This window comes from Burkholderia sp. MR1-5-21, assembly GCF_053427715.1.
In genome coordinates, this window is the sequence record NZ_JBSAXD010000003.1 from 138,668 (window position 1) to 164,881 (window position 26,214).

Genomic DNA, 26,214 nt, shown 5'->3' on the forward strand with positions numbered 1-26,214 from the left:
TTGTGGTTATTCGAGAGCCGCCACGGCTAGCGGCCAGGGGATGGCGTCACACGCCGAGCAGGTCGTGCAGGATCGGCATCTTGCTGTCCAGTTCGGCCGCGCCGAAATGCTCGACGATCCGGCCGTGCTCCATCACGTAGAAACGGTCGGCGAGCGGCGCGGCAAAGCGGAAGTTCTGTTCGACCATCACGATCGTGTAGCCGCGCGCCTTCAGCGCGACGATCATCTTCGCGAGGGTCTGCACGATCACGGGCGCGAGGCCCTCGGAAATCTCGTCGAGCAGCAGCAGGTTCGCGCCGGTGCGCAGGATCCGCGCGACCGCGAGCATCTGCTGCTCGCCGCCCGACAGCCGCGTGCCCTGGCTCTGCCGGCGCGACGCGAGGTTCGGAAACATCGCGTAGATGTCGTCGAGCGACATCGCGTTTTCGCGCGGCCCGATCATCGGCGGCAGCATCAGGTTCTCCTCGCACGACAGGCTCGAGAAGATCCCGCGCTCCTCCGGGCAGTAACCGACGCCGTAATGCGCGATCCGGTGCGTCGACAGGCCGATCGTCTCGTTGCCCGCGACCTTGATCGACCCGCTGCGCCGCCCGGTGAGGCCCATGATCGCGCGCAGCGTCGTCGTGCGGCCCGCGCCGTTGCGGCCGAGCAGCGTGACGACCTCGCCGCGGTGCACGGTCAGGTCGACACCGTGCAATATGTGGGATTCCCCGTACCAGGCTTCGAGCCCCGAGATGTCCAGCGCAGGCGTGCCGCTTTCGACGCCGCTCAATTCGCGTTCCTCCCGTTCGCTATGCTTCATGCGTGCGCCCCCGCGAGCGCCGCGTCGGCACTGCCCATGTATGCCTCGACGACGAGCGGGTTCTTCGATACCTCCGCATACGAGCCTTCGGCGAGCACCTCGCCGCGCTGCAGGACGGTGATCGTGTCGGAGATGCCGGCAATCACGTTCATGTTGTGCTCGACCATCAGGATCGTGCGGCCGCTCGCGACCTTCTTGATCAGCGCCGTCACGCGATCGACATCCTCGTGGCCCATCCCTTGCGTGGGCTCGTCGAGCAGCATCAGTTCCGGCTCCATCGCGAGCGTCGTCGCGATCTCGAGCGCGCGCTTGCGGCCGTACGCGAGCTCGACGGTCGGCACGTGCGCGAAATCGGTGAGGCCGACCTGCGTGAGCAGGTCCATCGCGCGGTCGTCGAGCGCTTTCAGCGTGCGCTCGCTGCGCCAGAAATGGAATTCGGTGCCGAGCGCGCGCTGCAGGCCGATGCGCACGTTCTGCAATGCGCTCAGGTGCGGAAACACCGCGGAGATCTGGAACGAACGGATGATGCCGCGCCGCGCGACCTGCGCGGGCCGCTCGTCGGTGATGTCGACGCCGTTGAAGACGATCTGGCCGGCCGTCGGCGTCAGGAATTTGGTCAGGAGGTTGAAGCAGGTCGTCTTGCCCGCGCCGTTCGGTCCGATCAATGCGTGGATCGCACCGCGGCGCACGCGCAGATTGACGCCGTTCACGGCGGTGAAGCCCTTGAATTCCTTCGTCAGTCCGCGTGTTTCGAGAATCGTGTCGCCGAGAATCATGTTCCCTTCCGTACGAAGTCAGGCGAAGCACTGGGAGGAGTCGCGCAAGCGGCCGCGAACATGTCAGCGGATGAGTAAGGCTGCCCCCGAGCTCTATGTCACGCGTCGTGGGTGGTCTCCCGCGCCGACGCGTCTGCACACTGCGGAACATTGTCGCCCCGTTGGTGCAGTGCAATCATCGGGATTTGCACTTATAGGGCTGGCCGCCATATCGAACGGATAGGAACCGCGTTTTACGGAATGTTTTTTTCCGCGATCCGTGCCGTTCGCGTCGCGCATGCGCGCCCGGCCGCGCCACAGCGCGGTGCGCGCGGCAGCGCGCGATCGCATTCCATTTGCGCGCGCTTACGCAACAAATCTCGCAACAAATTACATAACAAAAATCCGGCGCGTCATTGTGACGCGCCTATCCACCAATATTCTTTAAACCGAAATAATCGGCGGGCCGCCATGTTGATCTGCATATCGAACTAGCCGCCGCCCGCCCGTCGGCCCGCTGTCGCGCAAGTCGCGCCCGTCACGCGGCGGACGCGGTCGCATCGGTCCGCACCTGCGTCGCATCGCGCGCCGCGCGGCGGTCCGCGCGAATCATGTCGCTCGCGCGCTCCGCGATCATCAGCGTCGGCGAATTGGTGTTCCCCGACGTGATGAACGGCATCACCGACGCATCGACAACCCGCAGCCCGTCGACGCCGCGCACGCGCAGCCGGCTGTCGACCACCGCGCGCTCGTCGTCTGCGCGGCCCATCCGGCAGGTGCCGACCGGGTGGAAGATCGTCGTGCCGACCGCGCCCGCCGCTTCGACCAGCTCCGCGTCGCTCCGGTAGCGCGCGCCCGGCAGGATCTCGTCGGGGCGGTAGCGCGCGAGCGCCGGCGCGGACGCGATCCGGCGCGTGAGCCGCAGCGCGTTCACGGCGACGTGGCGATCGTAGTCGGTCGACAGATAGTTCGGCGCGATCGCGGGCGCGGCGCCCGGGTCGGCGCTCGCGATGTGGATGCTGCCGCGCGACGTCGGCCGCAGATGGCAGACCGACGCGGTGAACGCGTTGAAGCTGTGCAGCGGCTCGCCGAAGCGCTCGAGCGACAGCGGCTGCACGTGATATTCGAGGTCGGGGCGCGTGAGCGCCGGGTCGTCCGGGTCGGATTTCGCGAATGCGCCGAGCTGCGACGGCGCCATCGACATCGGCCCGCGCTGGAACAGCGCATATTCGGCGCCGATCATCAGCTTGCCCCACCAGTGCGCGGCGAGCGTGTTGAGGGTGCGCACGCCGTCGACGCTAAACGCCATACGCAGCTGCAGGTGGTCCTGCAGGTTTTCCCCTACCCCGCGCAGGTCCTGCACGACGCCGATCCCGAGCGCCTGCAGCCGCCGGCCGTCGCCGATGCCGGACAGTTCCAGCAGCTGCGGCGAATTGACCGCGCCCGACGTCAGCAGCACCTCGTCGCGCGCGCGCGCGACGAACTCGGTGCCGCCGCCGCGATATTCGACGCCGGCCGCGCGCCGCCCTTCGAAGATCACGCGCTGCGCCTGCGCGCCGGTGATCACCGTGAGATTCGGCCGCGACATCGCCGGACGCAGGAACGCCTTCGCCGCGCTCCAGCGCACGCCGCGTTTCTGGTTCACCTCGAAATAGCCGACACCCGAATTGTCGCCGCCGTTGAAGTCGTCGGTGGCCGCGATGCCGGTTTGCTGCGCGGCCTGCGCGAACGAGTCGAGAATCTCCCAGCGCAGCCGCTGCTTCTCGACGCGCCAGTAGCCGCCCGCGCCGTGCGCTTCGCTCGCGCCCGCGTGGTGATCCTCGCTGCGCTTGAAGATCGGCAGCACGCTGTCCCACGACCAGCCCGCGTCGCCCGTCTCTTGCGCCCAGCTGTCGTAGTCCTCGCGCTGGCCGCGCATGTAGATCATCCCGTTGATCGACGACGAGCCGCCGAGCACGCGGCCGCGCGGGTACGACAGCGCACGGCCGTTCAGCCCCGCTTCCGGCTGCGTCTTGTAGAGCCAATCGGTGCGTGGGTTGCCGATGCAATACAGATAGCCGACCGGGATATGGATCCAGTGATAGTCGTCCTTGCCGCCTGCTTCGAGCAGCAGCACGCGGATATCCGGATCTTCGGTCAGGCGGTTCGCGAGCACGCAGCCCGCGGTGCCCGCGCCGACGATCACGTAGTCGAATTCGCCCTCGAACGTCCGTTCAGTGTTCACGACCTGTCCCCTGTCGACCAGCGTTAGCGCTTTAGCGCTTACGCGGGTCCCATGCTTCGCGGTCGACCCGCATTAGCGCTTTGGCGCTTGCGCCGCCCCATGCAAAGCGCGTTTGTTGTGTGCCGCACGCGTGCGCGCGGCGGCCATTTCCAGCATAGCGCGTCGGGCGGCGGCTGCCTCCCGCGCCTCCCGATCCGTCCCGTACGCCCGCCGGTTGCCGCGCGGACGGCCGCATCGGGTCACGCGACCGATGCAGCGTACTCCCGGTGCGCGCCGCCGATCCAATGAGTTATGCTCAAATGCATCATAAGCCGCGCTTATATCACTGACGACCGATCACGACGATGGACCTCACCCTGCTCCGCGCATTCGCCGCGGTGGCCCGCGAAGGGAACCTGACGCGGGCCGCCGAGCAGCTGCATGTCACGCAGCCGGCCGTCAGCCTGCAGATCAAGCATCTGCAGCAGACGCTCGGCGTCGTGCTGTTTACCCGCACGTCGCGCGGACTCGCGCTGACGCGCGACGGCCAGACGCTGCTGCCGCACGCGGAACGCGCGCTCGCCGCCGCGGCCGACGTGCAGCGCGCGGCCGCCGCGCTGCGGCACGAGGTGCGCGGCCGGCTGCGGATCGGCACGATCCTCGACCCGGAATTCCTGCGGCTCGGCGGGTTCCTGCGCGCGCTCGTCGAGACCCATCCGCAGATCGAGACCGCGCTGCGGCACGGGATGTCGGGCTGGGTGCTCGAGCAGGTGCGCGCGCAGGCGCTCGACGTCGGCTACTACATCGGCCAGCCCGGCGAGGACGACCCGCGCGACGCGGCGCTGTTCCACACCGTGACGCTCACGCATTTCCAGTACCGGGTGCTCGCGCCGGCCGGCTGGAAGGAGCGCGTGCAGCGTGCGCAGGACTGGCGCGCGCTCGCCGCGCTGCCGTGGATCTGGACGCCGCCGCAGTCCGCGCATCACCGGCTGCTGTCGCGCCGGTTCGCGGATGCCGGTGCGCAGCCGGTGAAGGTCGCCGAGGTCGACCAGGAGCAGTCGATGCTGGACCTCGTCAAGTCGGGGATCGGGCTCACCCTCGCGCGCGACTCGACCGCGCTGGCGCAGGCGCACGCGCACGCGTTGACGATCGTCGAGCGCGTGACGGTGCCGACCGACCTGACGTTCGTGACGCTCGCCGCGCGGCGCGACGAGCCGGCGATCGCGGCCGCGCTGCGCCTGATCGACGCGCAGTGGGCGATATGAGCGATGCTGATGGCGTGCGGCGAGACGTTCGCGCATGCGTGCCGGATCGGATGCCCGCACCGGTCCAGGCAGGCCCGCGCGACGTCTGCACGCCGTCAGCGTGCCGTCACGCCGCCGTCGCGGGCTTTTTGCTAGATTGTGCGTTCGCACCCGTCCAGCCGACCGAAGGAGACAGCATGGCCCGCAACATCGAGATCAAAGCCCGCGCCCGCGAATTCGACCGGCTGCGCGAACGCGCGGCGGCGCTCGCCACCGAAGCGCCGCTTTTCTACCGCCAGCAGGATTTCTTCTACGACGTGCCGCGCGGCCGGCTGAAGCTGCGCCGCTTCGAGGACGGCACGCCGGCCGAGCTGATCTTCTACCAGCGCGACGACCGCGACGGCCCGAAAGCGTCGTACTACACGCGCAGCCCCGTGACGAACCCGGACGCGATGCATGCGCTGCTCGCGACCGCGCTGACGACGCGCGGCATCGTCACGAAGGAGCGCCACGTGTACCTCGCGGGCCGCACGCGCATTCACCTCGACCGCGTCGACGGCCTCGGCGACTTCATCGAGCTCGAAGTCGTGCTCGGGCCGGACGACGATGAAGCGGGCGGCGAAGCGGAAGCGCACGACGTGTTCGCGAAGCTCGGCGTGCCGCACGACGATCTGGTCGCGGTCGCGTATGTGGACCTGCTGAACGCCGGCGCGCCGGAAACGGCGGCCTAGGGCCTGGTCACGTCAATGACGGAACGGGCCCCGGCCCGCCACCGTTACGCCGCGCCCGGCTCCAGATGCCCGAGCGGCAACGGCCCGTTGCGCTTGAAGGTCGTCAGCACGATGTTCGAGCGCACGCTGTCGACACCCGGCACGCGCATCAGTTTCTTCATCACGAACTGCGACAGCGCGTTCAGGTCCGGCGCGACGATCCGCAGCAGGTAGTCCGCGTCGCCGACCACCGCGTGGCATTCGAGCACCTCGGGCAGCACGTCGATCTGCTGCTGGAACTGCTCGATGATCGAATCGCCGTGGTGCTTGAGCTTCAGGCTCGTAAACGCGGTGACGCCGAGCCCGAGCTTCTCCGGCCGCAGCATCACCCGGTAGCCCTCGATCACGCCGGCGGCCTCGAGCCGCTGCAGGCGCCGGCCGATCTGCGACGGCGACAGCGGCACCTCCTCGCCGAGCTGCTGATGCGTGGCCCGGCCGAAGCGCTGCAGCACGTCGAGCAGCGCCAGGTCGAAGTGATCGAGTTCCAGCATGAGAATTCTCCGCGTGATTCCGTTATTTGATGCGCGATTATCGCATTGATAGAAGAATCACCGCCAACTTTGCGCCCAATCCGCGCGAGTCCCGCTCTACACTTGCATGCATCCCAACCGCTGAGTGCAGAGCCGAACATGTCCACCGTCGTCACCGCGAAACTGCAGGAACAGTTCGACGCGGGCCTCGAAACCCGCGCCGATTTCACCATCGACCAGCCGCTCGAACGCTACGGCCAGGTCGACCACGCGGTGTGGCATCAGCTCTACGCGCGCCAGTCCGCGCTGCTGCAGGGCCGCGCGTGCGACGCGTTCGTCGCCGGGCTCGCGAAGATCGACCTGCCCGCCGACCGCGTGCCGTCGTTCGCGGACGTCAACCGCCAGCTGAAGCCGGCGACCAGCTGGGAAATCGTCGCGGTGCCGGGGCTCGTGCCCGACCGCGTGTTCTTCGAGCATCTCGCGAACCGGCGCTTCCCGGTCACCTGGTGGATGCGCCGCCCCGACCAGCTCGACTACCTGCAGGAACCGGACTGCTTCCACGACCTGTTCGGCCACGTGCCGCTGCTGATCGACCCCGTATTCGCCGACTACATGCAGGCATATGGCCGTATCGCGCTCGCGGTCGCCGACGATCCGCACGCGCTCGCGCGGCTTGCGCGCCTTTACTGGTACACCGTCGAGTTCGGGCTGATCCGCGACCCGCGCGGCACCAACGGGCTGTCGATCTATGGCGCCGGCATCGTGTCGAGCAAGGGCGAGAGCCTGTACAGCGTCGAAAGCGCGGCGCCGAACCGGCTCGGCTTCGACCTCGAGCGCGTGATGCGCACCCGGTACCGGATCGACACGTTCCAGAAGACCTACTTCGTGATCGACGACTTCGCGCAACTGTTCGCGCTTGCGCACGTCGACGGTCGCGCGCTCGCGGACCGGCTCGCCGGCCTGCCCGAATACCCGGCCGGCGCGGTGCTCGATACCGACCGCGTGCTGCATCGCGGCACGGGCGAAGGCTGGCCGGACGACGCAGACGCGTGACAATGCGGCGCGGCACGCCGTGCCGACATCTGACACACAACTATGGAAGAATGGTCGGTGCCGGCGGCGCTGCCGGGCGACGGAGGTCGCGCGCAGCCCGCCGTTTCCGAACGAGGTGCACGATGATCCACAAACTCACATCAGAAGAACGCAAGACCCGACTCGAGCGCCTGCCGCACTGGACGGCCGTACCGGGCCGCGACGCGATCCAGCGCAGCCTGCGCTTCGCTGATTTCAACGAGGCCTTCGGCTTCATGACGCGCGTCGCGATCAAGGCGCAGGAAATGAACCACCATCCGGAATGGTTCAACGTCTACAACCGCGTCGACGTCACGCTGTCGACCCACGATGCGGACGGCCTGACCGAACGCGACATCGAACTCGCCCTCTTCATCGACCAGGTCGGCGCGCACGCGAAGCCCGCCGCCTGACGATGTCTTTCCGCCCGCGCGCCCTTTCGGCGCGCGGCGCGTCAACTTTTCATTTCGATGAACGTTTCCTACGATGTACTCAGCGAAAGCCTTCAGCTTTCCAAGCCTTCCTTAAGGCGCACGTAAGCGTCCCACGCTTTCCGTGCCTTGGGGTCCAAACCTTCCAGTTGTACGGCGGTTTGGCGCTGTACAATCAGCAGCGCATACGGCTTGGAGAGCGCGCTAGCCTCTTCGCAGAGTCTCAGTTCGTCGCCGCTCGACGGCGAGCGGGCGCGCCAGAAATTGATCGCGGCTTCAAGGTCGTGGATCGAAATATCGGACATGGTTGGTTTTTGTATCGTTCGCTGGCCGCCTGCTTGACGTCAGACCTTGCGGCGGCGCCCTGTGGAAACGGCGTCGTGCTGTCCGCGTGCCTGAACCGCCAACCCATTGTACTTGAGCGAAATTCATGCGACTCCTTCTGATCGAAGACGACCGCCCCATCGCACGCGGTATCCAGAGCAGCCTCGAACAGGCTGGCTTCACCGTCGACATGGTGCACGACGGCATTTTTGCCGAGCAGGCGCTTGCGCAGAACCGTCACGAGCTCGTGATCCTCGACCTCGGCTTGCCCGGCATCGACGGCATGACGCTGCTCACCCGGTTCCGCCAGACCAACCGGCACACGCCCGTGATCGTGCTGACCGCGCGCGACGAGCTGAACGACCGGATCCAGGGCCTGAACTCCGGCGCCGACGACTACATGCTGAAGCCATTCGAGCCGGCCGAGCTCGAAGCGCGGATCCGCGCGGTGATGCGCCGCAGCGGCCCGCACAGCGACATGCCGCGTCCGGAAGTGTCGCTCGGCGGGGTCCGCCTGTCGGGCGTCGACCGCCGCATCTTCAACGACGACAAGCCGCTCGAGCTGTCGCCGCGCGAATTCGCGGTGCTCGAAATGCTGCTGCTGCGTCACGGCCGCGTCGTCAGCAAGGCGCAGCTTCAGGATCACCTGACGCACTTCGGCGGCGATCTCGGCGACACCGCGATCGAAGTCTATGTGCACCGCGTGCGCAAGAAGCTCGAGCAGTGCCGTGTCGAGATCGTCACGGTTCGCGGCTTCGGCTACCTGCTGCAGGAAATCCGCCAGACGGCCAGCGTCTGACCGGCCGGACGCAGACCCTCGGCGGGCGTCCGCCCGTGTCTGCCTGTCCCGCGCCTGCCTGTGCGCCCCGCTGCCCGACCGCGCCGCTCCCCGTGAGCGGCGCTTATCCATTTCCTGCCCGAAATGTCTTCTGATCCGGCTGTGAACAGCCTGCGCCGCTCGCTGTTGCGGCGCCTCGCCGCGCCGCTGTCGATGCTCGCGCTGATGAGCGGCCTGATTGCGTACTGGCTCGCGTGGCAATACACGCAGCACGTGATCGACCGCTCGCTCGCGGATCTCGCCACCGCCATCTCCAAACAGATCCAGATCGCCGGCCCCGACGCGCCGTTCACGGTGCCGCCGCTCGCGCAGGCGATGTTCTCCGATCCCGCCGAAGCGCTGATCTACCGGATCAGCGACGGCGAGCAGGAACTCGCCGGCGACCCGAAGCTGCCGCTGCGCGGCACCAACGTGCGCCGCATGCATCACGCGTACGTGTTCGAGGCCGAATACGACAACCGCGCGGTGCGGGTCGCGCAGGTGCGCGTCGACGAAGTCGACGGCGGCAAGCCGATGGTCGTCGAAGTCGCGCAGCCGGTCCGGCACCGTTACCGGATCGCGGCCGAATTCCTCGTCGCGATCATGATGCCGCTGCTGCTGCTGCTGCTCGCCGGCTGGGGCATCGTGTGGCGCGTCGTGAACCAGCAGCTCGGCCCGCTCACGCATCTCGCCGATTCGCTGAACCGGCAGACCCACACGTCGCTCGAGCCGGTCGACGAAACCGACGTGCCGCTCGAGATCCGGCCGCTGACGAGCGCGATGAACGCGCTGCTCGGGCGCCTGAAGACCGCGCTCGACGCGCAGCGCAAGTTCATCGCCGACGCCGCGCACCAGCTGCGCACGCCGCTCACCGCGGTGAAGCTGCATGCGGAACAGGCCGCCGTCGCGCGTGACCCGCAGCAGACCCTCACCGCGGTGCGCGAATTGCGCGCGGCGGCCGACCGCGCGGTGCGGCTGTCGAACCAGCTGCTGTCGCTCGCCCGGGCGGAGCCCGGCGAACAGGCTGCGCGCTTCGTCGACGTCGACCTCGCCGCGATGGCGTTCGAGACGGGCGCCGAATGGGTGCCGCGCGCGCTTGCGTCGCACGTCGACCTCGGCTTCCAGCGCAGCGATGATCCCGACGACGGCACGGCGCTGCTCGTGCGCGGCAACCCCGTGCTGCTGCGCGAAGTGATCGCGAACCTGCTCGACAACGCGCTGAAGTACGTGCCGCTCGCGCGGCCGGACGGCGCGCGGATCACGGTGAACGTCGCGCGCACGGTGCTCGACACGGGTGCGCCGGCGGCCGAGATCGTCGTCGAGGACAACGGCCCGGGCGTGCCCGCGAGCCAACAGGCGGACCTGTTCAAGCGGTTCTTCCGCGGCGATGCGCAAAGCGGCAACGGCGTCGAGACGGGCGCGGGCCTCGGCCTCGCGATCGTCCACGACATCATCGCGATGCACGGCGGCACCGTGTCGTACGAGGATGCGCCGGAAGGCGGTTCGCGGTTCGTGGTGAAGGTGCCGCTCGTCGAGCAGAAGGCGGCCGTGCCGGCCAGCGCCGCGCCGGCCACGGCGTCGACCCACTGAGGGCACCGACGGTATCGCGGACAAGCGGCGCACGGCGTGCGCCGCCGCTCACTTCTTCTTTTTCTTGTCCTTGGCCTTTCCGTCCTTCGACGCGGCCTCGCTCTTCTTCTTGTTCGTCTTCGCATCCGCTTCGGATGTCGCGAGCAGCGTGCCGCGGCACGATTCCGCGCCGCAATGGCATGCGTATTCGCGCTTCAGCTTCTTCGTCAGCTTCGCGTCGATCACGAGGCCGTAGTCGTAGAACAGCTCCTCCTCCGGCTCGATGTCGCGCAGCGCGTGGATGTACACGCGCCCGTCGACTTCCTCGGCCTCGCAGTTCGGCGCACACGAATGGTTGATCCAGCGCGCGCTGTTGCCGTCGACCTTGCCGTCGATCACCCCGCCCTCCTCGAGCGCGAAGTAGAACGTGTGGTTCGGCTCGTTCGGATCGTGCGGATGGCGGCGCAGCGCTTCCTTCCACGAAATTCGCTCGCCCTTGTATTCCACAACGCGTTCGCCGGTCTTGATCGGCGCCACGGCGAACACGCCCCTGCCGTGCACTCCCGAGCGGCGCACCGCGATCCTGCGTGAACTCATCGAACGAATCCTTCTGAAGACGACTTGAAATGAAAACGCGGCGCCGATCGGCGCCGCGTCAGGGCATGCGGCGAATCACCCGCATCCTACACGTTCGGGATTGCTTCGTTCAACCGCACACCCCGCACCACCCGCATTCAGCCGTACTCAGCGCTGGCCGAACGCGATGTCGCCGAACAGCGTCTTGTGCTCGCGCGGCTGCGAGCGCCAGTACTGCGGCGGCGCCGTCACCTGCGCGCCGAGCGCCGCGGCCGCGTGCCACGGCCAGCGCGGGTCGTACAGCATCGCGCGCGCCATCGCGACGAGATCGGCATCCCCTGCCTCGACGAGCCGGTTCGCGTGCGCGGGCTCGTCGATCAGGCCGACCGCGATCGTCGGCATCCCGACCGCACGCTTCACCGCCTGCGCGAACGGCACCTGATAGCCGGGCGACAGCGGAATCTTCTGCAGCGGCGACACGCCGCCCGACGACACGTCGATCCAGTCGCAGCCACGGCGCTTGAGCTCGTGCGCGAACGCGATCGTATCGTCGAGCTCCCAGCCGCCTTCGACCCAGTCGGTCGCCGATACGCGCACGCCGACCGGCCGGTCCTCCGGAAACGCCGCGCGCACGATCTCGACGATCTCGAGCGGAAAGCGCATCCGGTTCTCGCGCGAGCCGCCGTATTCGTCGGTGCGCCGGTTTGCGAGCGGCGACAGGAACTGGTGCAGCAGATAGCCGTGCGCCGCGTGCACCTCGATCGCGTCGATGCCCAGCCGCGCCGCGCGCCTGGCGGCCGCCGCAAACGCGTCGCGGATCCGGTTGAGCCCCGCGGTATCGAGCGCGAGCGGCGGCGTCTCGCCGTCCTTGTGCGGGACCGCCGACGGCGCATGCGGCAGCCACCCGCCGTCCGCGACCGGGATGAGCTGGCCGCCATCCCACGGCACGTGGCTCGACGCCTTGCGCCCCGCATGCGACAGCTGCATCGCGATGCGGATCGGCGCATGGTTGCGGATCGCCGCCAGCACCGGTCTCAGCGCGGCTTCGGTGACGTCGTCCCACAGGCCAAGGTCGCCGTGCGTGATCCGCCCGTCCGGCTCGACCGCGGTCGCTTCGATGCAGAGTAGCCCCGCGCCGGACAGCGCGAGATGGCCGAGGTGAATCATGTGCCAGTCCGTCGCCTCACCGCGCTCGGCCGAGTACTGGCACATCGGGGATACGACGATCCGGTTCGGAAGGGTCACGCCGCGCAGCGTGAACGGGGTAAACAGCGCTGTCATGGAGGCTGCTCGCTCGATGGGGGAACAGCGGCTGAGCGTAGCACGCGCGCAAAAAGCGCGCAGGAAGGGGGGTCAAGTCAAGCGACCGTGCGCTTGCGTCAGAGCCCGACGCTGCCGAGCCATTCGCCGAACATCCGCCGCGCGGCCGTCTCGAGCACGGGGCCGTGCTGCGCGGTGTCGGCGCGCAACTGGCGCGCGTCGACGCCCGGCGTCGCGGCGATCTCGCCCGCATGCGCGATCAGCCACGGCTCGAAGCGGTCGGCACGGATTTCCGGATGGCATTGCAGCGCCAGCACATGCTGCCCCCATGAGAACGCCTGGTGGCGGCATGCGGGCGTCGACGCGAGATGGATCGCGCCGCCCGGCAGGTCGAAGGTATCGCCATGCCAGTGCAGCATCGACGTCGCCGCGCCGTCGAGATGACGCAGCGGCGACGCGCGGCCCGCGTCGGTGAGCGCGAGCGGCGACCAGCCGAGTTCCTTCTGCGCGGCCGGATAGACCCGGGCGCCAAGCGCACGCGCGATGAACTGCGCACCGAGGCAGATGCCGAGGATCGGCAGGCCCGCGTCGATGCGCTGCTTGACGAGCGCCGCGAGCGGCGCGGTCGTCGGATACTGCGCATCGTCGTACACGCTGACCGGCCCGCCGAGCACGACGAGGAGCGATGGCTGAAGCACGTCGAGCACTTCGACCCGCGACGATCCGACGTCGACGTAGCGCACCCGCCTCCCCCGTTCGCCGAGCACCTGCTCGAAACTGCCGAGGTCTTCGAAATGCACGTGGCGGATCGCCACGACTTCAGCGTTCATCATCGGCCTCCCGGTCGATCGACGGACGTCAGGCCGCGAAAATCTTCCAGATCTTCTTTTGCGTCGCCGCGTCCGCTTCTTCGTGTACCGAACAATCGAGGCGCAGGTCGCTGTCCGCGAGCGTCAGGTCGAGCGCCGCGCAATAGTGCGTGGCGGCCGCCTTCTTCGACGCCTTCGACGGCTGGAAGTGCGCGCACGTCACGCACATCCGGTGCGGCGGCGTTGCACCCGCCACCTGCAGCTCGCGCAGCGTCTTCAGCAGCGCGCGGTACAGCGCGCCCTGCTCGTCCGCGGCGAGCGAGCCGACTGCCTTGGTCAGGAACTCCGGCCACTGCAGCGCCTTCTTCGCCGCCGTGCGGCCGCGGGCGGAGAGCCGCACCGCGAGCGCGCGGCCGTCGTCCAGCGCACGGCGCTTTTCGACAAGGCCCTTGGTCTCGAGCGTGCTCACCGCATCGCTCGTCGTCGCCGCGGTGAGCTGCGTCTCGCGCGCGATCTCGCCAAGCCGCATCGGGCCCTTGCGCTGCAGCAGCAGCACCAGGATCTCGCCCTGCGTCGGCGTGAGGCCGGCGCCTTCCGCCCAATCCCATGCCTGGCTCCGCATGGCCGTACTCAACCGCAGCAAACTGTGGGTCACACGCCCTGCAGCCTGGTTCCCGTAAACGCCTTCGCTCATAGTCTTTTCGCTTTGCCGCCGCCCGGATGGCCGGACGGCCGTAGTGTGGAGATCGAATTTCTATCTCAAAATGGATGCGCCGAACCGAGTGCATCCGGCACGGCCGTCGCAAGGCACATGCGGCGGCCGCCATCGCGTCTACCGGTCGCGCACATATCGTTCCGGTGTCCGCAAAGCCGACATTCTAAGCGACAGCGGAAAATCGCACAGCTAAGTTATCCCTTCCAATCTGTGGATAACGGCTGAATAACCCAAGATCCCGGTTGTGCGCGCAATGCCGCCGGGCCGCCATAAAGGAGTGGCCAACATTTTCCGCAGTCGGTCCATCGGCAGCCGCAAGATTATCATCCACCGGGTTATCCGTTCCACAGGCTGTTGAGTTTTCAGCGGAATATCGGGTTATCCACAGAGCGCCCGGGGGCTTGAGAACGATTTCGGCATTGACGCGCGTCAACGACCGTTCAGCGAATTGCTTCGCGGTCGAGCCTGCAATCAGCAAAACAATTTTTCATTCACGCCAACGTAAGCACTGCTGGCGGACGGTCTCGTTCAGCGATTTTTCCTGCTTGAAAACCGTACGCAGCCACGATGCGTCGTTCACGCGCGCCTTCGCGAGCGCGCCGATCTCGTCGAGCGCCGCGCGCGAGCCGAGCGCGGCCGCATGCGGCGCGATCCGGTCGAGCGTGTCGAGGATGTCCTCGGCGATCGTGCGGCGCTCTCCGGTCTGAGGATTCACGCAGGTGCCTTCGAGACCGAAGCGGCACGCTTCGAAGCGGTTGAATGTGTAGACGAGATAGTCGTCCTCCGACAGCTTCAGCGGACGGTCGGTCAGCAGGTAGCGCGCGAGCGTCTGGATGTAGCACGCGATCGCCGCCGCGCGGTCGACCGACAGCGGCGTGTCCATCACGCGCACCTCGATCGTGCCGTAGCCCGGTTTCGGCCGGATGTCCCAGTAGAAGTCCTTCATCGAATTGACGACGCCGGTGTTCACCATCTTCATGAAGTACTCTTCGAAGCCGTTCCAGGTGAGCACGAACGGCGCGCGGCCGGACAGCGGGAACGCGAACACCGAATTGAGGCGCGCCGAATGGAAGCCCGTGTCGACGTTCTGCACGAACGGCGACGACGCGGACAGCGCGATGAAATGCGGAATGAAGCGCGACATCGAGTGCAGCAGGAACAGCGCGCTGTCGGGGTCCGGGCAGCCGATGTGCACGTGCTGGCCGAACACGGTGAACTGTTTGGCCAGATAGCCGTACAGTTCGGAGATGTACTGGAAGCGCGGCGCGTCGTAGATCTGCCGTTCGCTCCACTGCTGGAACGCGTGCGTGCCGCCGCCGCACAGGCCGACGTTCAGCTGGTCGGCCGCCTTCACGAGCACGTCGCGGATCGCATGCAGCTCGCCGACCGCCTGCTCGTGCGTATGGCAGATGCCGGTCGACAGCTCGATCATGCTCTCGGTGATTTCCGGCGTGATGTTGCCCGGGAATGTTTCACCCTGGATCAGCCGCATCAGGTCGGATGCCGCTTTCGTCAGATCGTAGTTGTGCGTGTTGACGACCTGGATTTCCAGTTCGACGCCGAACGTGAACGGCTCGGAATTGACGAAGGTTTCGAGTGCCATGGCAGTTTCCGTAAATCAGTTGCTGTCGCGGCGTTCACCGACTGCCGACAGGCAGCGGTAAACGAGGAACGGCCCGACGAGCTGCAGGACCACGATCGCGCACATCACGATCGCGCGCAAGTGCGGATCGAAGTTCGGGTAGAGCTGGTAGGTGTCGTCGACGAGCAGGTACGCGAGCGCGGACATCGGCGACAACGCGAGGCCGAGCGCGATGCCCTGCTTTGTCCCGATCCCGCTCGGCTTCGCGAACATCATCACGCCCGCCAGTTTCGCGACGACCCGCGTGACGATCAGCGCAACCGCGAACAGGCCGCCGAGCGCGATGTCGCCCCACGTGAACGACGTGAGCGTCAGCACGAACAGGATCACCGTCAGCAGCCAGCCGGCGGTGCCGAAATGCTCGGGCCACAGCTGCGGACGGGCCTCGAGGTTCTTCACGATGATCCCGGCGAGCAGCAGCGTGAGCAGCGTCGACAGCTTCAGCGCCTGCGCGACCGCGATCGCGAGCATCACGAGCCCGAACAACGCGACGAACGAATGCTCGTCGCGCATCGTCGCCGTCATGTGGCGGAACAGGTAGATGCACGCGCGGGCGACGAGGTACGCGACGATGAACGACCCGACGAGCAGGTAGAGGGGCTGCAGGATCGTCGCGAAAACGTTGCCGTACGCCTCCTGGTGCAGCCAGGTCGTCACGAGCTTGGTCAGCACGATCGCATAGACGCTGTTGAGCGCGGTCAGCGTCATCAGGCGCTGCGACACCTGCCCTTCCGCGCGCAGCTCGGTCTTCAGCTGGATCACCATCGACGGCGACGTCGCGACCGAGATCGCCGACAGCACGATCGCGACCATTCCCGATACGCCGAGCCCGAGCAGCACGAACAGCACGAGCACGAACGTGAGCGTGGCTTCGGCGAGGCTCGACGCGATCAGCCAAGGGTTGCGGCGGATCCAGCGCAGGTCGAGGCGACTGCCGAGTTCGAACAGCAGCAGGCCGAGCGCGACGTCGATCAGCAGGCGCGACGTTTCGTCGGTGCTGGCGTCGATCACGCCGAACCCGAACGACCCGGCGATCAGGCCGATCACCGCGTAGCCGGTGATGCGCGGCAGCCGCCACGCGCGATAGCACAGCTCGCCGCACAGGCCCGCGGCGAACAGCGCGAGCCCGGCCCAGAACACGGGATCCGGCGACAGCGGCCAATTTGGCAGGAATGAGAACGCCGACTTCATCGTGGTGACTTCTCCTTTGGAAGCAACCGCCAGCGACGCAGGGTCAAACGTCAGGAAAGAGATGCGCGCCAGCTAGGTGTCGCCCCGAATGTGATTGTTGTGGTCGACCGCAGGACATGGGAAGAATCGCCTGCGCCGCCGTCCGGCGGAGATGTCGCTCAGGTCTGCCGATCTGGATTGTCGGCCTGGTGTGTGAACGGACTGCGCGATCTCGAAGATTCTGATTCGAAATCGTGCCGACCGTTCCATTGAAGCATGTCCGGCGCCTGGCCGGATGAACGCGAAGGAAACCGATTGTGCCACAGGTTTTCGGGACTGGAACCCGATTGGCGTCCTTTGCTCAGTCCAATCGCGGCGCTGTGCGCCAGCATGCCTTTCGATTCAAAGGTTTACCTGTATACATACGTAGTAGAAGTTAACAAGGCGCCCACAGTTCTGTGGATAACCCCCGTTTACGTCGACGGATCAATGCGTTGGCAAAACCATAACCCGCTGTACAGGCTGTTCGTGCACAGCAGATTGAGTGGAGTAACTTTCGGGTCGTCTCACAGTGCTGTGGAGTTGCCCAGTTTACGTCCACTGTGATTGCACACGGAACGCGCACGGATTCCGCGCGGTTATCCACAGGTGCGGGTGGATAACCCGGCGCGGCCGAATCGGTGAACTGTGAGTCGATGGTGATGCACGTCAGTCGGCTGCGCTCACCTGTCGCGCACGCAGCGCGCGGATCAGGAAGCGGGCGGGATCGATCGCTTCGGCGAGCTCGCGCTCGAGCGGCCACGGTTCGCCTTCGAGCTGCGACGCGATCAGTTCGGCGCCGAGCGCCGCCCAGACGAGGCCGCGCGAACCGTAGCCGAATGCGCCGTAGAGGCCCTCGGTGCGCGGCAGGTCGCGCGCCTTCGCGCCGCTCAGCGCCTTTGCGTTGGCGACCGCTTGCGCTTCGTCGGCGAGCGGCCCGATCAGCGGCAGCCGGTCGCCGGCGACCCAGCGGAATGCGACGCGGCCTTGCAGCCCGTCGACGTCGGGCACGTCGCCGATCAGGTTCGGCAGCAGATGCCGGACCCGCGCAAGGTTCTCGGCGTGGCCGGCCGGACGCAGCGCCGGGTCGACGTCGTCGGGTTCGAAGGTCGCGCCGATCAGCAGCGTGCCGTCGTCGAGCGGCACCGCGTAGCCGTCGCCGATCACCGGGCAGTCGAGCGGCGCTGCGCTACCCGTCATCTCTTCAGGCAGCAGCGTCAGCTGCCCGCGCACCGGCTGCAGCGCGACGTGCCGCAAGCCGGCGAGCCGGACCGCGTCGCCGGCGTTCGACAGCACGACGGCCGGCGCCTCGGCGAGCGTGCGGCCGTCGGCGTCGAGCGCCCGCCAGCATTCGCCATGTCGCTCGAGACGTGCGACTTCGGTGCCGGTCAGAACCCGCAAACGCTCGCCCGCCGCCGCACATTGCGCGGCCGACAACTCGGCCGGCCGCACCGCGCCGCCATGCGGAAACAGCAGGCCGCCATGCGCGACCGGCAGCTTCAGGTGCGCGCGCGCCGCGTCGGCATTCAGCAACATCGCATAGTCGGGCGGCACGCCGAGCGCATCGAACGCGGCTTGCATCCGCTCGAAGTCGGCCGCGGATTCCGCGAGGTGGATCAACCCGCGCGTGCTGCGTCCGAACGCGTGACCGGCGCGTTCGAGCGCGCGCCAGCGGGCGAGCGCGTGAATGAAACCGCTGCGCGTGAGACGACTTGCGACGTTGTCGTCGCGCGTCATCAGCGGATGGAATACGCCGGCCGGATTGCCCGACGCTTCAGTCGCAATGCGTTCGCGCCGCTCGATCAGCGTGACGTCCCAGCCGCGCGCGGCGAGCCGTTCGACCACGGCGCAGCCGGCGAGGCCCGCACCGATCACGATCGCGCGCCGTGACGCGACCGGCAGCGCGCGCGGCGGCTCGTGCCGGCGCATCCGCCAGCGCGGCGCGAATTCGCCGACGAGCATCACGTGCTTGCCGGCGAATCCTTCGACCTTGCGATACGCGAAGCCGGCTTCGCGGAGCGCGTGCTTCACGACGCCCGAGCTCGAATACGTCGCGAACGTCGCGCCGTCGTCGGCGACGCGCGCGAGCGCGCGAAACACGTCGACCGACCACAAGTCCGCGTTTTTCGGCGGCGAGAAGCCGTCGAGATAGAACGCGTCGGCGCGCACGACGAGCTTCGGCAGCATCTCGAGCGCATCGCCGAACGCGAGCGTGAGCACGACGCGCCCTTCGTCGAACTCGAGACGGTGCAGTCCGGGCACGAGCATCGGCCACGCGTCGACAAGTGCATCGGCGTCCGTTGATATGGTTGTGTTCGCAACGATATGCGACAGCGCGCGGCGCAGGTCGTCGCGCGTGAACGGGTGCTTCTCGACCGACACGAAATGCAGGCGCTCGCAGCGCGCGGGATCGTCGCGCCACGCGGCCCAGGTCGCGAGGAAGTTGCAGCCGGCGCCGAACCCGGTCTCGACGATCGTGAACGTGCGCCTGCCCTGCCAGCGCCGCGGCAGATCGTTGCCCGCGACGAACACGTAGTTCGCCTGCGCGAGCGCGCCGGCTGCGCTGTGATAGACGTCGCCGTATGCGGGCGAGACGAGGGTGCCGTCGTCGCGAAACGCGAGCGCAGCAGGAACGAGTCGGTCGGGCATGCGAAACAAAATTCGTGGCAGCCAAGCCTGGCAAGGGATTCCGGAACCCCGCCCGCGCGTCCGTTGGCAAAAACCAACGACCATGCGCGCGGGCTGACGAGGCTGCGTATCCTGTCCGGTCGGCACGGGTCAAAAAATGCGCAGCCAGTGATTCATTCGGCGAAATACCGAAGAAAATCTTTGAAACCCTTGTCGTTATTGGGTTTGCGCTGCGCTATCATAGCAAGCGCCGTACCGCGGGGTGGCTTCTGGCATGCCGGAGGGTGCGCCGCGCGGGCCAGGATTCGGCGCTGTGCCGTCGGACTCCGACTCTCGACGGCACGGTTCGCGCACGTATAATCGGCGCGTTCGCGCTGTTCGTGTCAAACCTAACCTGAAAAAGGAACCTTAATGAACAAACAGGAACTGATCGACGCCGTCGCCGCCCAAACGGGCGCCAGCAAGGCTCAAACCGGCGAAACGCTGGACACGCTGCTCGAAGTCATCAAGAAGGCCGTGTCGAAGGGTGACGCGGTTCAGCTGATCGGCTTCGGCAGCTTCGGTTCGGGCAAGCGCGCAGCACGTACGGGCCGCAACCCGAAGACCGGCGAAACCATCAAGATCCCGGCAGCCAAGACGGTCAAGTTCACGGCTGGCAAGGCGTTCAAGGACGCCGTCAACAAGCGTTAATCCAGCGCCTGTTCAAAGAAAAGCCCGCCTTCCGGCGGGTTTTTTTTCGAGCGGCGCGCGGCTTTTTCGCCACAGATCGCGCCGCTCTTGCAAGATTTAACGGTCGTTACGAACGATGCAGGATCTGCGCATCGCCGTGGTCGCCGTCGTCGTCGTCGTCCTCACCGTCGTGCGAGTCGACATCCCAGGCCGGGAACGGGTCGTCGAATGCCGCCCACCCTGCTTCGCCGAGCGCGAATTCCGCATCGGTCAGCAGGCATGCATCGAGCTTCGCGCGCCACGCGGCCGTGTCGATTCCGATGCCGATCAGCACGAGTTCCTGCCGGCGGTCACCGACCGAACGGTCGTCGAGGTCGCCCTGCCATTCCGCCCGGATCTCGTCGAGGAGCTCGTCGTCGTCCGGCCATTCCGCGCGATCCTGCGCGGCCCACCAGAGCCCCGCCGGCCCATGCCGGCAGACGCCGCCCGCCTGCGACAGCGAGCCGGCGATGTCGTTGCGCGTCGCGAGCCAGAAGAAGCCCTTGCTGCGCAGCACACCCGGCCATTCCTGGTGCAGCAGCGCCCAGAGCCGTGCCGGATGGAACGGCCGGCGCGCGCGGTAAACGAAGTTGCCGATGCCGAATTCGTCCGCCTCGCCATGCACGTGGTCGTGCTCGTGCGCATGCTCGAGCGATGCAAGCCAGCCCGGCGCGTTCGCCGCCTCGTCGAAATCGAAGCGGCTCGTGTTCAGCACGTCGCGCAGCGGCACGTCGCCGAACGTCGACACGACCTGGTGCGCACGCGGATTCAGCCGCGCGAGGATGTGCTGCAGGCGCGCGAGTTCGTCCGCGCTGACGAGGTCGGCCTTGTTGATCACGAGCACGTCGCAGAACTCGATCTGTTCGATCAGCAGCTCGACGAGCGTGCGGTCGTCGTCTTCGGTGGCCGCGATGCCGCGCGCGGCGAGCGCGTCGTCGGAGCCGTAGTCGCGCAGGAAATTGAATGCGTCGACGACGGTAACGAGCGTATCGAGCCGCGCGAGTTCGCCGAGCGACGTGCCGTCCTCGTCGACGAACGTGAAGGTTTCGGCGATCGGCATCGGCTCGGCGATGCCGGTCGACTCGATCAGGATCGCATCGAAGCGGCCGTCCGCGGCGAGCTTGCGGATCTCGACGAGCAGGTCGTCGCGCAGCGTGCAGCAGATGCAGCCGTTCGACATCTCGACGAGGCGTTCCTCGACGTGCGACAGCGCCTGCGCGTCGCGCACGAGCGACGCGTCGATGTTGACCGCCGCGAGATCGTTGACGATCACGGCGACCTTCAGGCCCGCGCGGTTCGCGAGGATATGGTTGAGCAGCGTGGTCTTGCCGGCGCCGAGAAAGCCGGACAGCACGGTGACGGGCAACGGCTGGTTCATTGCCGGATTCATAACGATATGCACCAACGGAAAAGAGGAAAAAGCAGCCGCGGCTGCGCGGCCGGGGCGCGATCGGCGCGGGCCGGGCGCGGGCAAAACCGCAGCGTGAGCCCGCATTGTGCATCAAACGCGCGCCGGCCGGCCGGCGCCGCATCACGCGCGGCCGCGGCGCCCGCGGCTTCCGCCATCAGGGCTGCGGCGGCAGCAGCTTCCACTGCGTCAGAATGCCGGCGATCTGCTTCGCGTACTTGTCGCGCAGCGAAGGCGTTTCAGAATGATAGGCGCCGACCGCCTGCCATGTATTGCCGTATTTGTTCATTTTCTGGCGCAGGTGCCATGCGGCGATATAGACGTTCTTGCACGGCTCCATCAGCGTGTCGCGGCCGATTCCGTAGCGCGATAGCGTCGGCAGGTGAATCGAATTGATCTGCATGAGACCGTAGTCGATCGAACCGTTCGCATTCTTGTTCAATGCAGTCGGCCGGTTGTGCGACTCCTGCCACGCGATCGCGCGCAGGATCAGCGGATTGACCTGCTGATATTTGGCCGCTTCGTCGAAACAATCGGCGCGTGCGTTTCCGCCGGCGAAGCAGGCGCCGGCGGCCATCAGCCACGCGATCGAAACGAACCGTCTGTTCATTGTGCAAGGAAGCGGAGTGAGCCGGGGGCGGGAAAACCCGTGTCCGGAATTCACGCGAAGCGCATCTCGTCGCTCGTATCATACCGAGAGCAATCGGCATTGCGTGACGCGTGGTGACGAATGCCGGGTTATACCGCATTTTCGTTTCAATTCATCCTGAAAATGATGACGACATGCGCGCGCGGGTGCCGGTTCCGAATCTTACATCTTGCATACGGATGGCCGGAATACTGTCGCATGTGAGACAGTCCTCGGATCAATGTGATATTTCGGACATGAAAAGCTGCTAATGTCGCTTTTTTCGGATTTGGATCCAGTAATACCGCCGGTGTGACCTGAACCGGCATCGACCCATTCATCCATGACAAGAAATCGCTTCGTTATGCGGCGCATCGCCACGACGCTGATCGTCGCCGGCATCATCGTTTCGCAGGCCGCCTACGCCCAGGTCACGCTCAATTTCGTCAACGCCGATATCGATCAGGTCGCGAAGGCGATTGGCGCGGCGACCGGCAAGACCATCATTGTCGACCCCCGCGTGAAGGGGCAGTTGAATCTCGTCGCCGAGCGCCCGGTGCCGGAAGACCAGGCGCTGAAGACGCTGCAGTCCGCGCTGCGGATGCAGGGCTTCGCGCTCGTGCAGGATCACGGCGTGCTGAAGGTCGTGCCCGAGGCCGACGCGAAGCTGCAGGGCGTGCCGACCTTCGTCGGCAACACGCCGCAGGCGCGCGGCGACCAGGTCGTCACGCAGGTGTTCGAACTGAAGAACGAATCGGCGAACAACCTGCTGCCGGTGCTGCGGCCGCTGATCTCGCCGAACAATACGGTCACCGCCTATCCGGCGAACAACACGATCGTCGTCACCGACTATGCGGACAACGTGCGCCGCATCGCGCAGATCATCGCAGGCGTCGACAACGCGGCCGGCGCGCAGGTGCAGGTCGTGCCGCTCAGGAATGCGAACGCGATCGACGTCGCCGCGCAGCTCGGCAAGCTGCTCGATCCCGGCGCGATCGGCAACAGCGACGCGACGCTGAAGGTGTCGGTGACCGCCGACCCGCGCACCAACTCGCTGATGCTGCGCGCGTCGAACGCGTCGCGTCTCGCGGCCGCGAAGCGCCTCGCGCAGCAGCTCGACGCGCCGAGCTCGGTGCCCGGCAACATGCACGTGGTGCCGCTGCGCAATGCCGATGCGGTGAAGCTCGCGAAGACGCTGCGCGGCATGATGGGCAAGGGCGGCACCGAAAGCGGCGCGTCCGCGACGTCGAACGACGCGAACGCGTTCAACCAGGGCGGCTCGTCGTCGAGCGGCAGCTTCTCGACCGGCACGTCGGGCACCCCGCCGCTGCCGTCGTCGATGAGCGGCTCGTCTTCGTCAGGCTACGGCAGCGGCTCGTCGTCGGGCGGCGGGCTCGGCACCGCGGGCCTGCTCGGCGGCGACAAGGACAAGAGCAGTGAAGACAACCAGCCGGGCGGCATGATCCAGGCCGACGCGGCGACCAACTCGCTGATCATCACCGCGCCGGATCCCGTGTATCGCAACCTGCGTGCGGTGATCGACCAGCTCGACGCGCGGCGCGCGCAGGTCTACATCGAGGCGCTGATCGTCGAACTGAACTCGACGACTTCCGGCAACCTCGGGATCCAGTGGCAGGTGGCGAGCGGCAACTTCCTCGGCGGCACGAACCTCGCGGCCACGGCCGGCAGCGTGGCAGGCAACAGCATCATCAGCCTGACGGCCCCCGTGACCAACACCAACGGCACAATCACCACCGGCGGGCTGGCCGCCAATCTGAGCTCGCTCAACCAAGGCCTCAACATCGGCTGGCTGCACAACATGTTCGGGGTGCAGGGGCTCGGCGCGCTGCTGCAGTATTTCGCGGGCGTCAGCGACGCGAACGTGCTGTCGACGCCGAACCTGATCACGCTCGACAACGAGGAAGCGAAGATCGTCGTCGGCCAGAACGTGCCGATCGCGACGGGCTCGTATTCGAACCTGACGAGCGGCACGACGAGCAACGCGTTCAACACCTACGATCGCCGCGACGTCGGTCTCACGCTGCACGTGAAGCCGCAGATCACCGACGGCGGGATCCTGAAGCTGCAGCTCTACACCGAGGATTCGTCGGTGGTGAGCGGTACGGCGAACACGACGACGAACCCGGCGGGCCCGACGTTCAACAAGCGCTCGATCCAGTCGACGGTGCTCGCGGACAACGGCGAGATCATCGTGCTCGGCGGCCTGATGCAGGACAACTACCAGGTGTCGAACAGCAAGGTGCCGCTGCTCGGCGACATCCCGTGGATCGGCCAGCTGTTCCGCTCCGAATCGAAGCAGCGTCAGAAGACCAACCTGATGGTGTTCCTGCGCCCCGTGATCATCAATGACCGCGACACCGCGCAGGCGATCTCGGCGAACCGCTACGACTACATCCAGGGCGTGACGGGCTCGTACAAGTCGGACAACAACGTGATCCGCGACAAGGACGATCCGGTCGTGCCGCCGATGCCGCTCGGTCCGAGCCAGGGCGGCTCGCCGGCGCTGAACCTGTTCGATCTCACGAAGATGCGCCGTGAGCAGCAGGCCCCGCAGCCGCCCGCGCCGCAACCGCAACCGTCGGCCGTGCAGCCGCAGAGCATCCCGCAGCAGCCGGTGCCGCAGCAGCCGCTGACGGCCACGCCGGGAGCATCGCAGTGACCGAGGCGCTCGCGTCCACCCACGAAGGCGCGCCGGGCGAACGGCAGGCGCCGTCGCCGCTCGCGGCGCGGCTGCTGCCGTACAGTTTCGCGAAAAGCGGACAGGTCCTGATCGCGCATCAGCACGACGACACGCTCGAAGTGTGGATCAGCGAACGCACGAACGACGCGGCGCTCGCGGAGATCGCGCGCAACTTCGGCTCGATCTCCGTGCACCGCGTGCCGGCCGACGAACTCGCGCACGCGATCAACCAGGCGTATGCGCGCCAGGACGGCAGCGCCGCGCAGGTGGTCGGCGAGGTCGAAGGCGAGGTCGACCTGTCCCGCCTGATGCAGGACATTCCGGAAGTCGAGGACCTGCTCGAATCGGAAGACGACGCGCCGATCATCCGGATGATCAACGCGCTGCTCACGCAAGCGGCGCGCGAACAGGCGTCGGACATCCACATCGAGCCGTTCGAGAACGCGTCGGTCGTGCGCTTTCGCGTCGACGGCACGCTGCGCGACGTCGTGCGGCCGAAGAAGGCGTTGCACGGCGCGCTGATCTCGCGGATCAAGATCATGGCGCAGCTCGACATCGCGGAGAAACGTTTGCCGCAGGACGGCCGCATCACGCTGCGCGTCGGCGGTCGGCCCGTCGACGTGCGGGTGTCGACGCTGCCGACCGGGCATGGCGAGCGCGCGGTGCTGCGTCTGCTCGAAAAGGATGCGCAGCGGTTGAACCTCGAAGCGCTCGGGATGGGCCGCGACACGCTCGGCCAGTTCGACAAGCTGATCGCGCGCCCGCACGGCATCGTGCTCGTGACGGGCCCGACCGGCTCGGGCAAGACGACGACGCTGTATGCGTCGATGTCGCGGCTGGAAACGGCGACGACCAACATCATGACCGTCGAGGATCCGATCGAATACGACCTGTCCGGCATCGGCCAGACGCAGGTCAACGAACGGATCGGGATGACGTTCGCGCGCGCGCTGCGCTCGATCCTGCGCCAGGATCCGGACGTGATCATGATCGGCGAAATCCGCGACCTCGAAACCGCGCAGATCGCGGTGCAGGCGTCGCTGACGGGCCACCTCGTGCTCGCGACGCTGCACACCAACGACGCGGCATCGGCCGTCACGCGCCTGACCGACATGGGCGTCGAGCCGTACCTGCTCGCGTCGTCGCTGCTCGGCGTGCTCGCGCAGCGCCTCGTGCGGCAGCTCTGCCCCGTCTGCAAGGAAGAGCGGCATGAAGAAGGCCGCACGGTCTGGCATCCGGTCGGCTGCGACCGGTGCGGGCATTCGGGCTACGCGGGCCGGCGCGGCGTATACGAACTGCTGATCGTCGACGAGCCGATCCGCACGCTGATCCACCGCAACGCGGCCGACGCGGAGATTCTCGCGGCGGGCCGCGCGCAAGGGATGCGCACGCTGCGCGACGACGCGGAGCGCTGGCTCGCGGCCGGCGCAACGTCGCTCGAGGAAGTGTTGCGCGTGACGGGAGGCGCATAGCG

Annotated in this window: 22 protein-coding genes and 1 pseudogene; 9 read left to right on the plus strand and 14 right to left on the minus strand. The window is 67.1% G+C overall.

Annotated elements, in window-relative coordinates:
* Positions 1–46 precede the first annotated feature (46 nt).
* The 3 genes from ACV229_RS05200 to ACV229_RS05210 form a co-directional block, all read right to left on the minus strand.
* Entirely contained in the window at positions 47–802 is a 756-nt protein-coding gene (locus tag ACV229_RS05200) for an ABC transporter ATP-binding protein (protein ID WP_448082054.1), read from the minus strand.
* Positions 799–1,578, minus strand: coding sequence for an ABC transporter ATP-binding protein (locus ACV229_RS05205; protein ID WP_448082055.1), 780 nt, complete (start codon positions 1,576–1,578; stop codon positions 799–801). The genes ACV229_RS05200 and ACV229_RS05205 overlap by 4 nt, the downstream gene beginning before the upstream one ends.
* A gap of 517 nt (positions 1,579–2,095) precedes the next feature.
* Entirely contained in the window at positions 2,096–3,781 is a 1,686-nt protein-coding gene (locus ACV229_RS05210) for a GMC family oxidoreductase (protein ID WP_448082056.1), read from the minus strand.
* A gap of 344 nt (positions 3,782–4,125) precedes the next feature.
* On the opposite strand from ACV229_RS05210, the gene ACV229_RS05215 reads away from it, so the two are divergent.
* Together ACV229_RS05215 and ACV229_RS05220 are read left to right on the plus strand one after the other, a co-directional pair.
* Positions 4,126–5,025: a LysR family transcriptional regulator gene (locus tag ACV229_RS05215; protein ID WP_448082057.1), complete on the plus strand. Its 900-nt coding sequence runs from the start codon at positions 4,126–4,128 to the stop codon at positions 5,023–5,025.
* A 176-nt stretch (positions 5,026–5,201) separates the two neighbouring features.
* Positions 5,202–5,735 carry a class IV adenylate cyclase gene (locus ACV229_RS05220; protein WP_448082058.1) on the plus strand — a complete coding sequence of 178 codons (534 nt, stop codon included), beginning with the start codon at positions 5,202–5,204 and terminating at the stop codon, positions 5,733–5,735.
* A 44-nt stretch (positions 5,736–5,779) separates the two neighbouring features.
* On the opposite strand, the gene ACV229_RS05225 is transcribed toward ACV229_RS05220, so the two are convergent.
* Positions 5,780–6,265 carry an Lrp/AsnC family transcriptional regulator gene (locus ACV229_RS05225; RefSeq protein WP_448082059.1) on the minus strand — a complete coding sequence of 162 codons (486 nt, stop codon included), beginning with the start codon at positions 6,263–6,265 and terminating at the stop codon, positions 5,780–5,782.
* Positions 6,266–6,403: 138 nt separating this feature from the next.
* Between ACV229_RS05225 and phhA the strand changes: the two genes are divergently transcribed.
* On the plus strand, positions 6,404–7,297 hold the full coding sequence (gene phhA / locus ACV229_RS05230) for a phenylalanine 4-monooxygenase (RefSeq protein WP_448082060.1): 894 nt from the start codon (positions 6,404–6,406) through the stop codon (positions 7,295–7,297).
* Between the two features lie 113 nt (positions 7,298–7,410).
* Positions 7,411–7,728, plus strand: a pseudogene (locus ACV229_RS05235) (4a-hydroxytetrahydrobiopterin dehydratase); the annotation flags it as partial.
* A gap of 92 nt (positions 7,729–7,820) precedes the next feature.
* Here the strand turns inward: ACV229_RS05235 and ACV229_RS05240 are convergent.
* Positions 7,821–8,051, minus strand: coding sequence for a DUF3717 domain-containing protein (locus tag ACV229_RS05240; RefSeq protein WP_448082061.1), 231 nt, complete (start codon positions 8,049–8,051; stop codon positions 7,821–7,823).
* 125 nt (positions 8,052–8,176) lie between these two features.
* Here ACV229_RS05240 and ACV229_RS05245 point away from each other — a divergent pair, with 125 nt between their 5' ends.
* Positions 8,177–8,869 (plus strand): response regulator, encoded by a 693-nt coding sequence (locus ACV229_RS05245; protein ID WP_006401494.1) that lies wholly within the window; start codon positions 8,177–8,179, stop codon positions 8,867–8,869.
* A 123-nt stretch (positions 8,870–8,992) separates the two neighbouring features.
* The gene (locus ACV229_RS05250; RefSeq protein ID WP_448082062.1) at positions 8,993–10,477 is read left to right on the plus strand and encodes a sensor histidine kinase; all 1,485 of its coding nucleotides are present in this window, start codon (positions 8,993–8,995) and stop codon (positions 10,475–10,477) included.
* 48 nt (positions 10,478–10,525) lie between these two features.
* On the opposite strand, the gene ACV229_RS05255 is transcribed toward ACV229_RS05250, so the two are convergent.
* From ACV229_RS05255 to mnmC, 7 genes are all read right to left on the minus strand, one after another.
* The gene (locus tag ACV229_RS05255) at positions 10,526–11,053 is read right to left on the minus strand and encodes an SET domain-containing protein (RefSeq protein WP_448082063.1); all 528 of its coding nucleotides are present in this window, start codon (positions 11,051–11,053) and stop codon (positions 10,526–10,528) included.
* A gap of 147 nt (positions 11,054–11,200) precedes the next feature.
* Entirely contained in the window at positions 11,201–12,313 is a 1,113-nt protein-coding gene (locus ACV229_RS05260; RefSeq protein WP_448082064.1) for an NADH:flavin oxidoreductase/NADH oxidase, read from the minus strand.
* A gap of 98 nt (positions 12,314–12,411) precedes the next feature.
* Positions 12,412–13,122, minus strand: a complete 711-nt coding sequence (locus ACV229_RS05265) for a glutamine amidotransferase (protein WP_448082313.1) — start codon at positions 13,120–13,122, stop codon at positions 12,412–12,414.
* 28 nt (positions 13,123–13,150) lie between these two features.
* A complete protein-coding gene (locus tag ACV229_RS05270) occupies positions 13,151–13,795 on the minus strand; it encodes a MarR family winged helix-turn-helix transcriptional regulator (protein WP_448082065.1) in 645 nt (214 codons plus the stop codon).
* A gap of 508 nt (positions 13,796–14,303) precedes the next feature.
* The gene (locus ACV229_RS05275) at positions 14,304–15,419 is read right to left on the minus strand and encodes a YbdK family carboxylate-amine ligase (protein ID WP_448082066.1); all 1,116 of its coding nucleotides are present in this window, start codon (positions 15,417–15,419) and stop codon (positions 14,304–14,306) included.
* Between the two features lie 15 nt (positions 15,420–15,434).
* Positions 15,435–16,649, minus strand: coding sequence for a cation:proton antiporter (locus tag ACV229_RS05280; protein WP_448082067.1), 1,215 nt, complete (start codon positions 16,647–16,649; stop codon positions 15,435–15,437).
* Between the two features lie 687 nt (positions 16,650–17,336).
* Positions 17,337–19,316 carry a bifunctional tRNA (5-methylaminomethyl-2-thiouridine)(34)-methyltransferase MnmD/FAD-dependent 5-carboxymethylaminomethyl-2-thiouridine(34) oxidoreductase MnmC gene (mnmC, locus tag ACV229_RS05285; RefSeq protein ID WP_448082068.1) on the minus strand — a complete coding sequence of 660 codons (1,980 nt, stop codon included), beginning with the start codon at positions 19,314–19,316 and terminating at the stop codon, positions 17,337–17,339.
* Positions 19,317–19,706: 390 nt separating this feature from the next.
* On the opposite strand from mnmC, the gene ACV229_RS05290 reads away from it, so the two are divergent.
* Complete coding sequence (locus ACV229_RS05290) at positions 19,707–19,985, plus strand: HU family DNA-binding protein (RefSeq protein WP_006401505.1); 279 nt, start codon at positions 19,707–19,709, stop codon at positions 19,983–19,985.
* 106 nt (positions 19,986–20,091) lie between these two features.
* On the opposite strand, the gene ACV229_RS05295 is transcribed toward ACV229_RS05290, so the two are convergent.
* A complete protein-coding gene (locus ACV229_RS05295; protein WP_448082069.1) occupies positions 20,092–21,393 on the minus strand; it encodes a GTP-binding protein in 1,302 nt (433 codons plus the stop codon).
* 175 nt (positions 21,394–21,568) lie between these two features.
* Positions 21,569–22,021 (minus strand): lytic transglycosylase domain-containing protein, encoded by a 453-nt coding sequence (locus ACV229_RS05300; RefSeq protein WP_448082070.1) that lies wholly within the window; start codon positions 22,019–22,021, stop codon positions 21,569–21,571.
* A gap of 361 nt (positions 22,022–22,382) precedes the next feature.
* On the opposite strand from ACV229_RS05300, the gene gspD reads away from it, so the two are divergent.
* The gene (gene gspD / locus ACV229_RS05305) at positions 22,383–24,719 is read left to right on the plus strand and encodes a type II secretion system secretin GspD (protein WP_448082071.1); all 2,337 of its coding nucleotides are present in this window, start codon (positions 22,383–22,385) and stop codon (positions 24,717–24,719) included.
* Positions 24,716–26,212, plus strand: a complete 1,497-nt coding sequence (gspE, locus tag ACV229_RS05310) for a type II secretion system ATPase GspE (RefSeq protein WP_448082072.1) — start codon at positions 24,716–24,718, stop codon at positions 26,210–26,212. The genes gspD and gspE overlap by 4 nt, the downstream gene beginning before the upstream one ends.
* The last annotated feature ends 2 nt before the right edge of the window (positions 26,213–26,214 follow it).

What these genes read in the sequence shown, in the direction of transcription:
- ACV229_RS05200 (WP_448082054.1), bottom strand. Translation starts at nt 802, where the DNA reads ATGAAGCATAGCGAACGGGAGGAACGCGAATTGAGCGGCGTCGAAAGC.
- ACV229_RS05205 (WP_448082055.1), bottom strand. Translation starts at nt 1,578, where the DNA reads ATGATTCTCGGCGACACGATTCTCGAAACACGCGGACTGACGAAGGAA.
- ACV229_RS05215 (WP_448082057.1), top strand. Translation starts at nt 4,126, where the DNA reads ATGGACCTCACCCTGCTCCGCGCATTCGCCGCGGTGGCCCGCGAAGGG.
- ACV229_RS05220 (WP_448082058.1), top strand. Translation starts at nt 5,202, where the DNA reads ATGGCCCGCAACATCGAGATCAAAGCCCGCGCCCGCGAATTCGACCGG.
- ACV229_RS05225 (WP_448082059.1), bottom strand. Translation starts at nt 6,265, where the DNA reads ATGCTGGAACTCGATCACTTCGACCTGGCGCTGCTCGACGTGCTGCAG.
- phhA (WP_448082060.1), top strand. Translation starts at nt 6,404, where the DNA reads ATGTCCACCGTCGTCACCGCGAAACTGCAGGAACAGTTCGACGCGGGC.
- ACV229_RS05240 (WP_448082061.1), bottom strand. Translation starts at nt 8,051, where the DNA reads ATGTCCGATATTTCGATCCACGACCTTGAAGCCGCGATCAATTTCTGG.
- ACV229_RS05245 (WP_006401494.1), top strand. Translation starts at nt 8,177, where the DNA reads ATGCGACTCCTTCTGATCGAAGACGACCGCCCCATCGCACGCGGTATC.
- ACV229_RS05250 (WP_448082062.1), top strand. Translation starts at nt 8,993, where the DNA reads ATGTCTTCTGATCCGGCTGTGAACAGCCTGCGCCGCTCGCTGTTGCGG.
- ACV229_RS05255 (WP_448082063.1), bottom strand. Translation starts at nt 11,053, where the DNA reads ATGAGTTCACGCAGGATCGCGGTGCGCCGCTCGGGAGTGCACGGCAGG.
- ACV229_RS05260 (WP_448082064.1), bottom strand. Translation starts at nt 12,313, where the DNA reads ATGACAGCGCTGTTTACCCCGTTCACGCTGCGCGGCGTGACCCTTCCG.
- ACV229_RS05265 (WP_448082313.1), bottom strand. Translation starts at nt 13,122, where the DNA reads ATGAACGCTGAAGTCGTGGCGATCCGCCACGTGCATTTCGAAGACCTC.
- ACV229_RS05270 (WP_448082065.1), bottom strand. Translation starts at nt 13,795, where the DNA reads ATGAGCGAAGGCGTTTACGGGAACCAGGCTGCAGGGCGTGTGACCCAC.
- ACV229_RS05275 (WP_448082066.1), bottom strand. Translation starts at nt 15,419, where the DNA reads ATGGCACTCGAAACCTTCGTCAATTCCGAGCCGTTCACGTTCGGCGTC.
- ACV229_RS05280 (WP_448082067.1), bottom strand. Translation starts at nt 16,649, where the DNA reads ATGAAGTCGGCGTTCTCATTCCTGCCAAATTGGCCGCTGTCGCCGGAT.
- mnmC (WP_448082068.1), bottom strand. Translation starts at nt 19,316, where the DNA reads ATGCCCGACCGACTCGTTCCTGCTGCGCTCGCGTTTCGCGACGACGGC.
- ACV229_RS05290 (WP_006401505.1), top strand. Translation starts at nt 19,707, where the DNA reads ATGAACAAACAGGAACTGATCGACGCCGTCGCCGCCCAAACGGGCGCC.
- ACV229_RS05295 (WP_448082069.1), bottom strand. Translation starts at nt 21,393, where the DNA reads ATGAATCCGGCAATGAACCAGCCGTTGCCCGTCACCGTGCTGTCCGGC.
- ACV229_RS05300 (WP_448082070.1), bottom strand. Translation starts at nt 22,021, where the DNA reads ATGAACAGACGGTTCGTTTCGATCGCGTGGCTGATGGCCGCCGGCGCC.
- gspD (WP_448082071.1), top strand. Translation starts at nt 22,383, where the DNA reads ATGACAAGAAATCGCTTCGTTATGCGGCGCATCGCCACGACGCTGATC.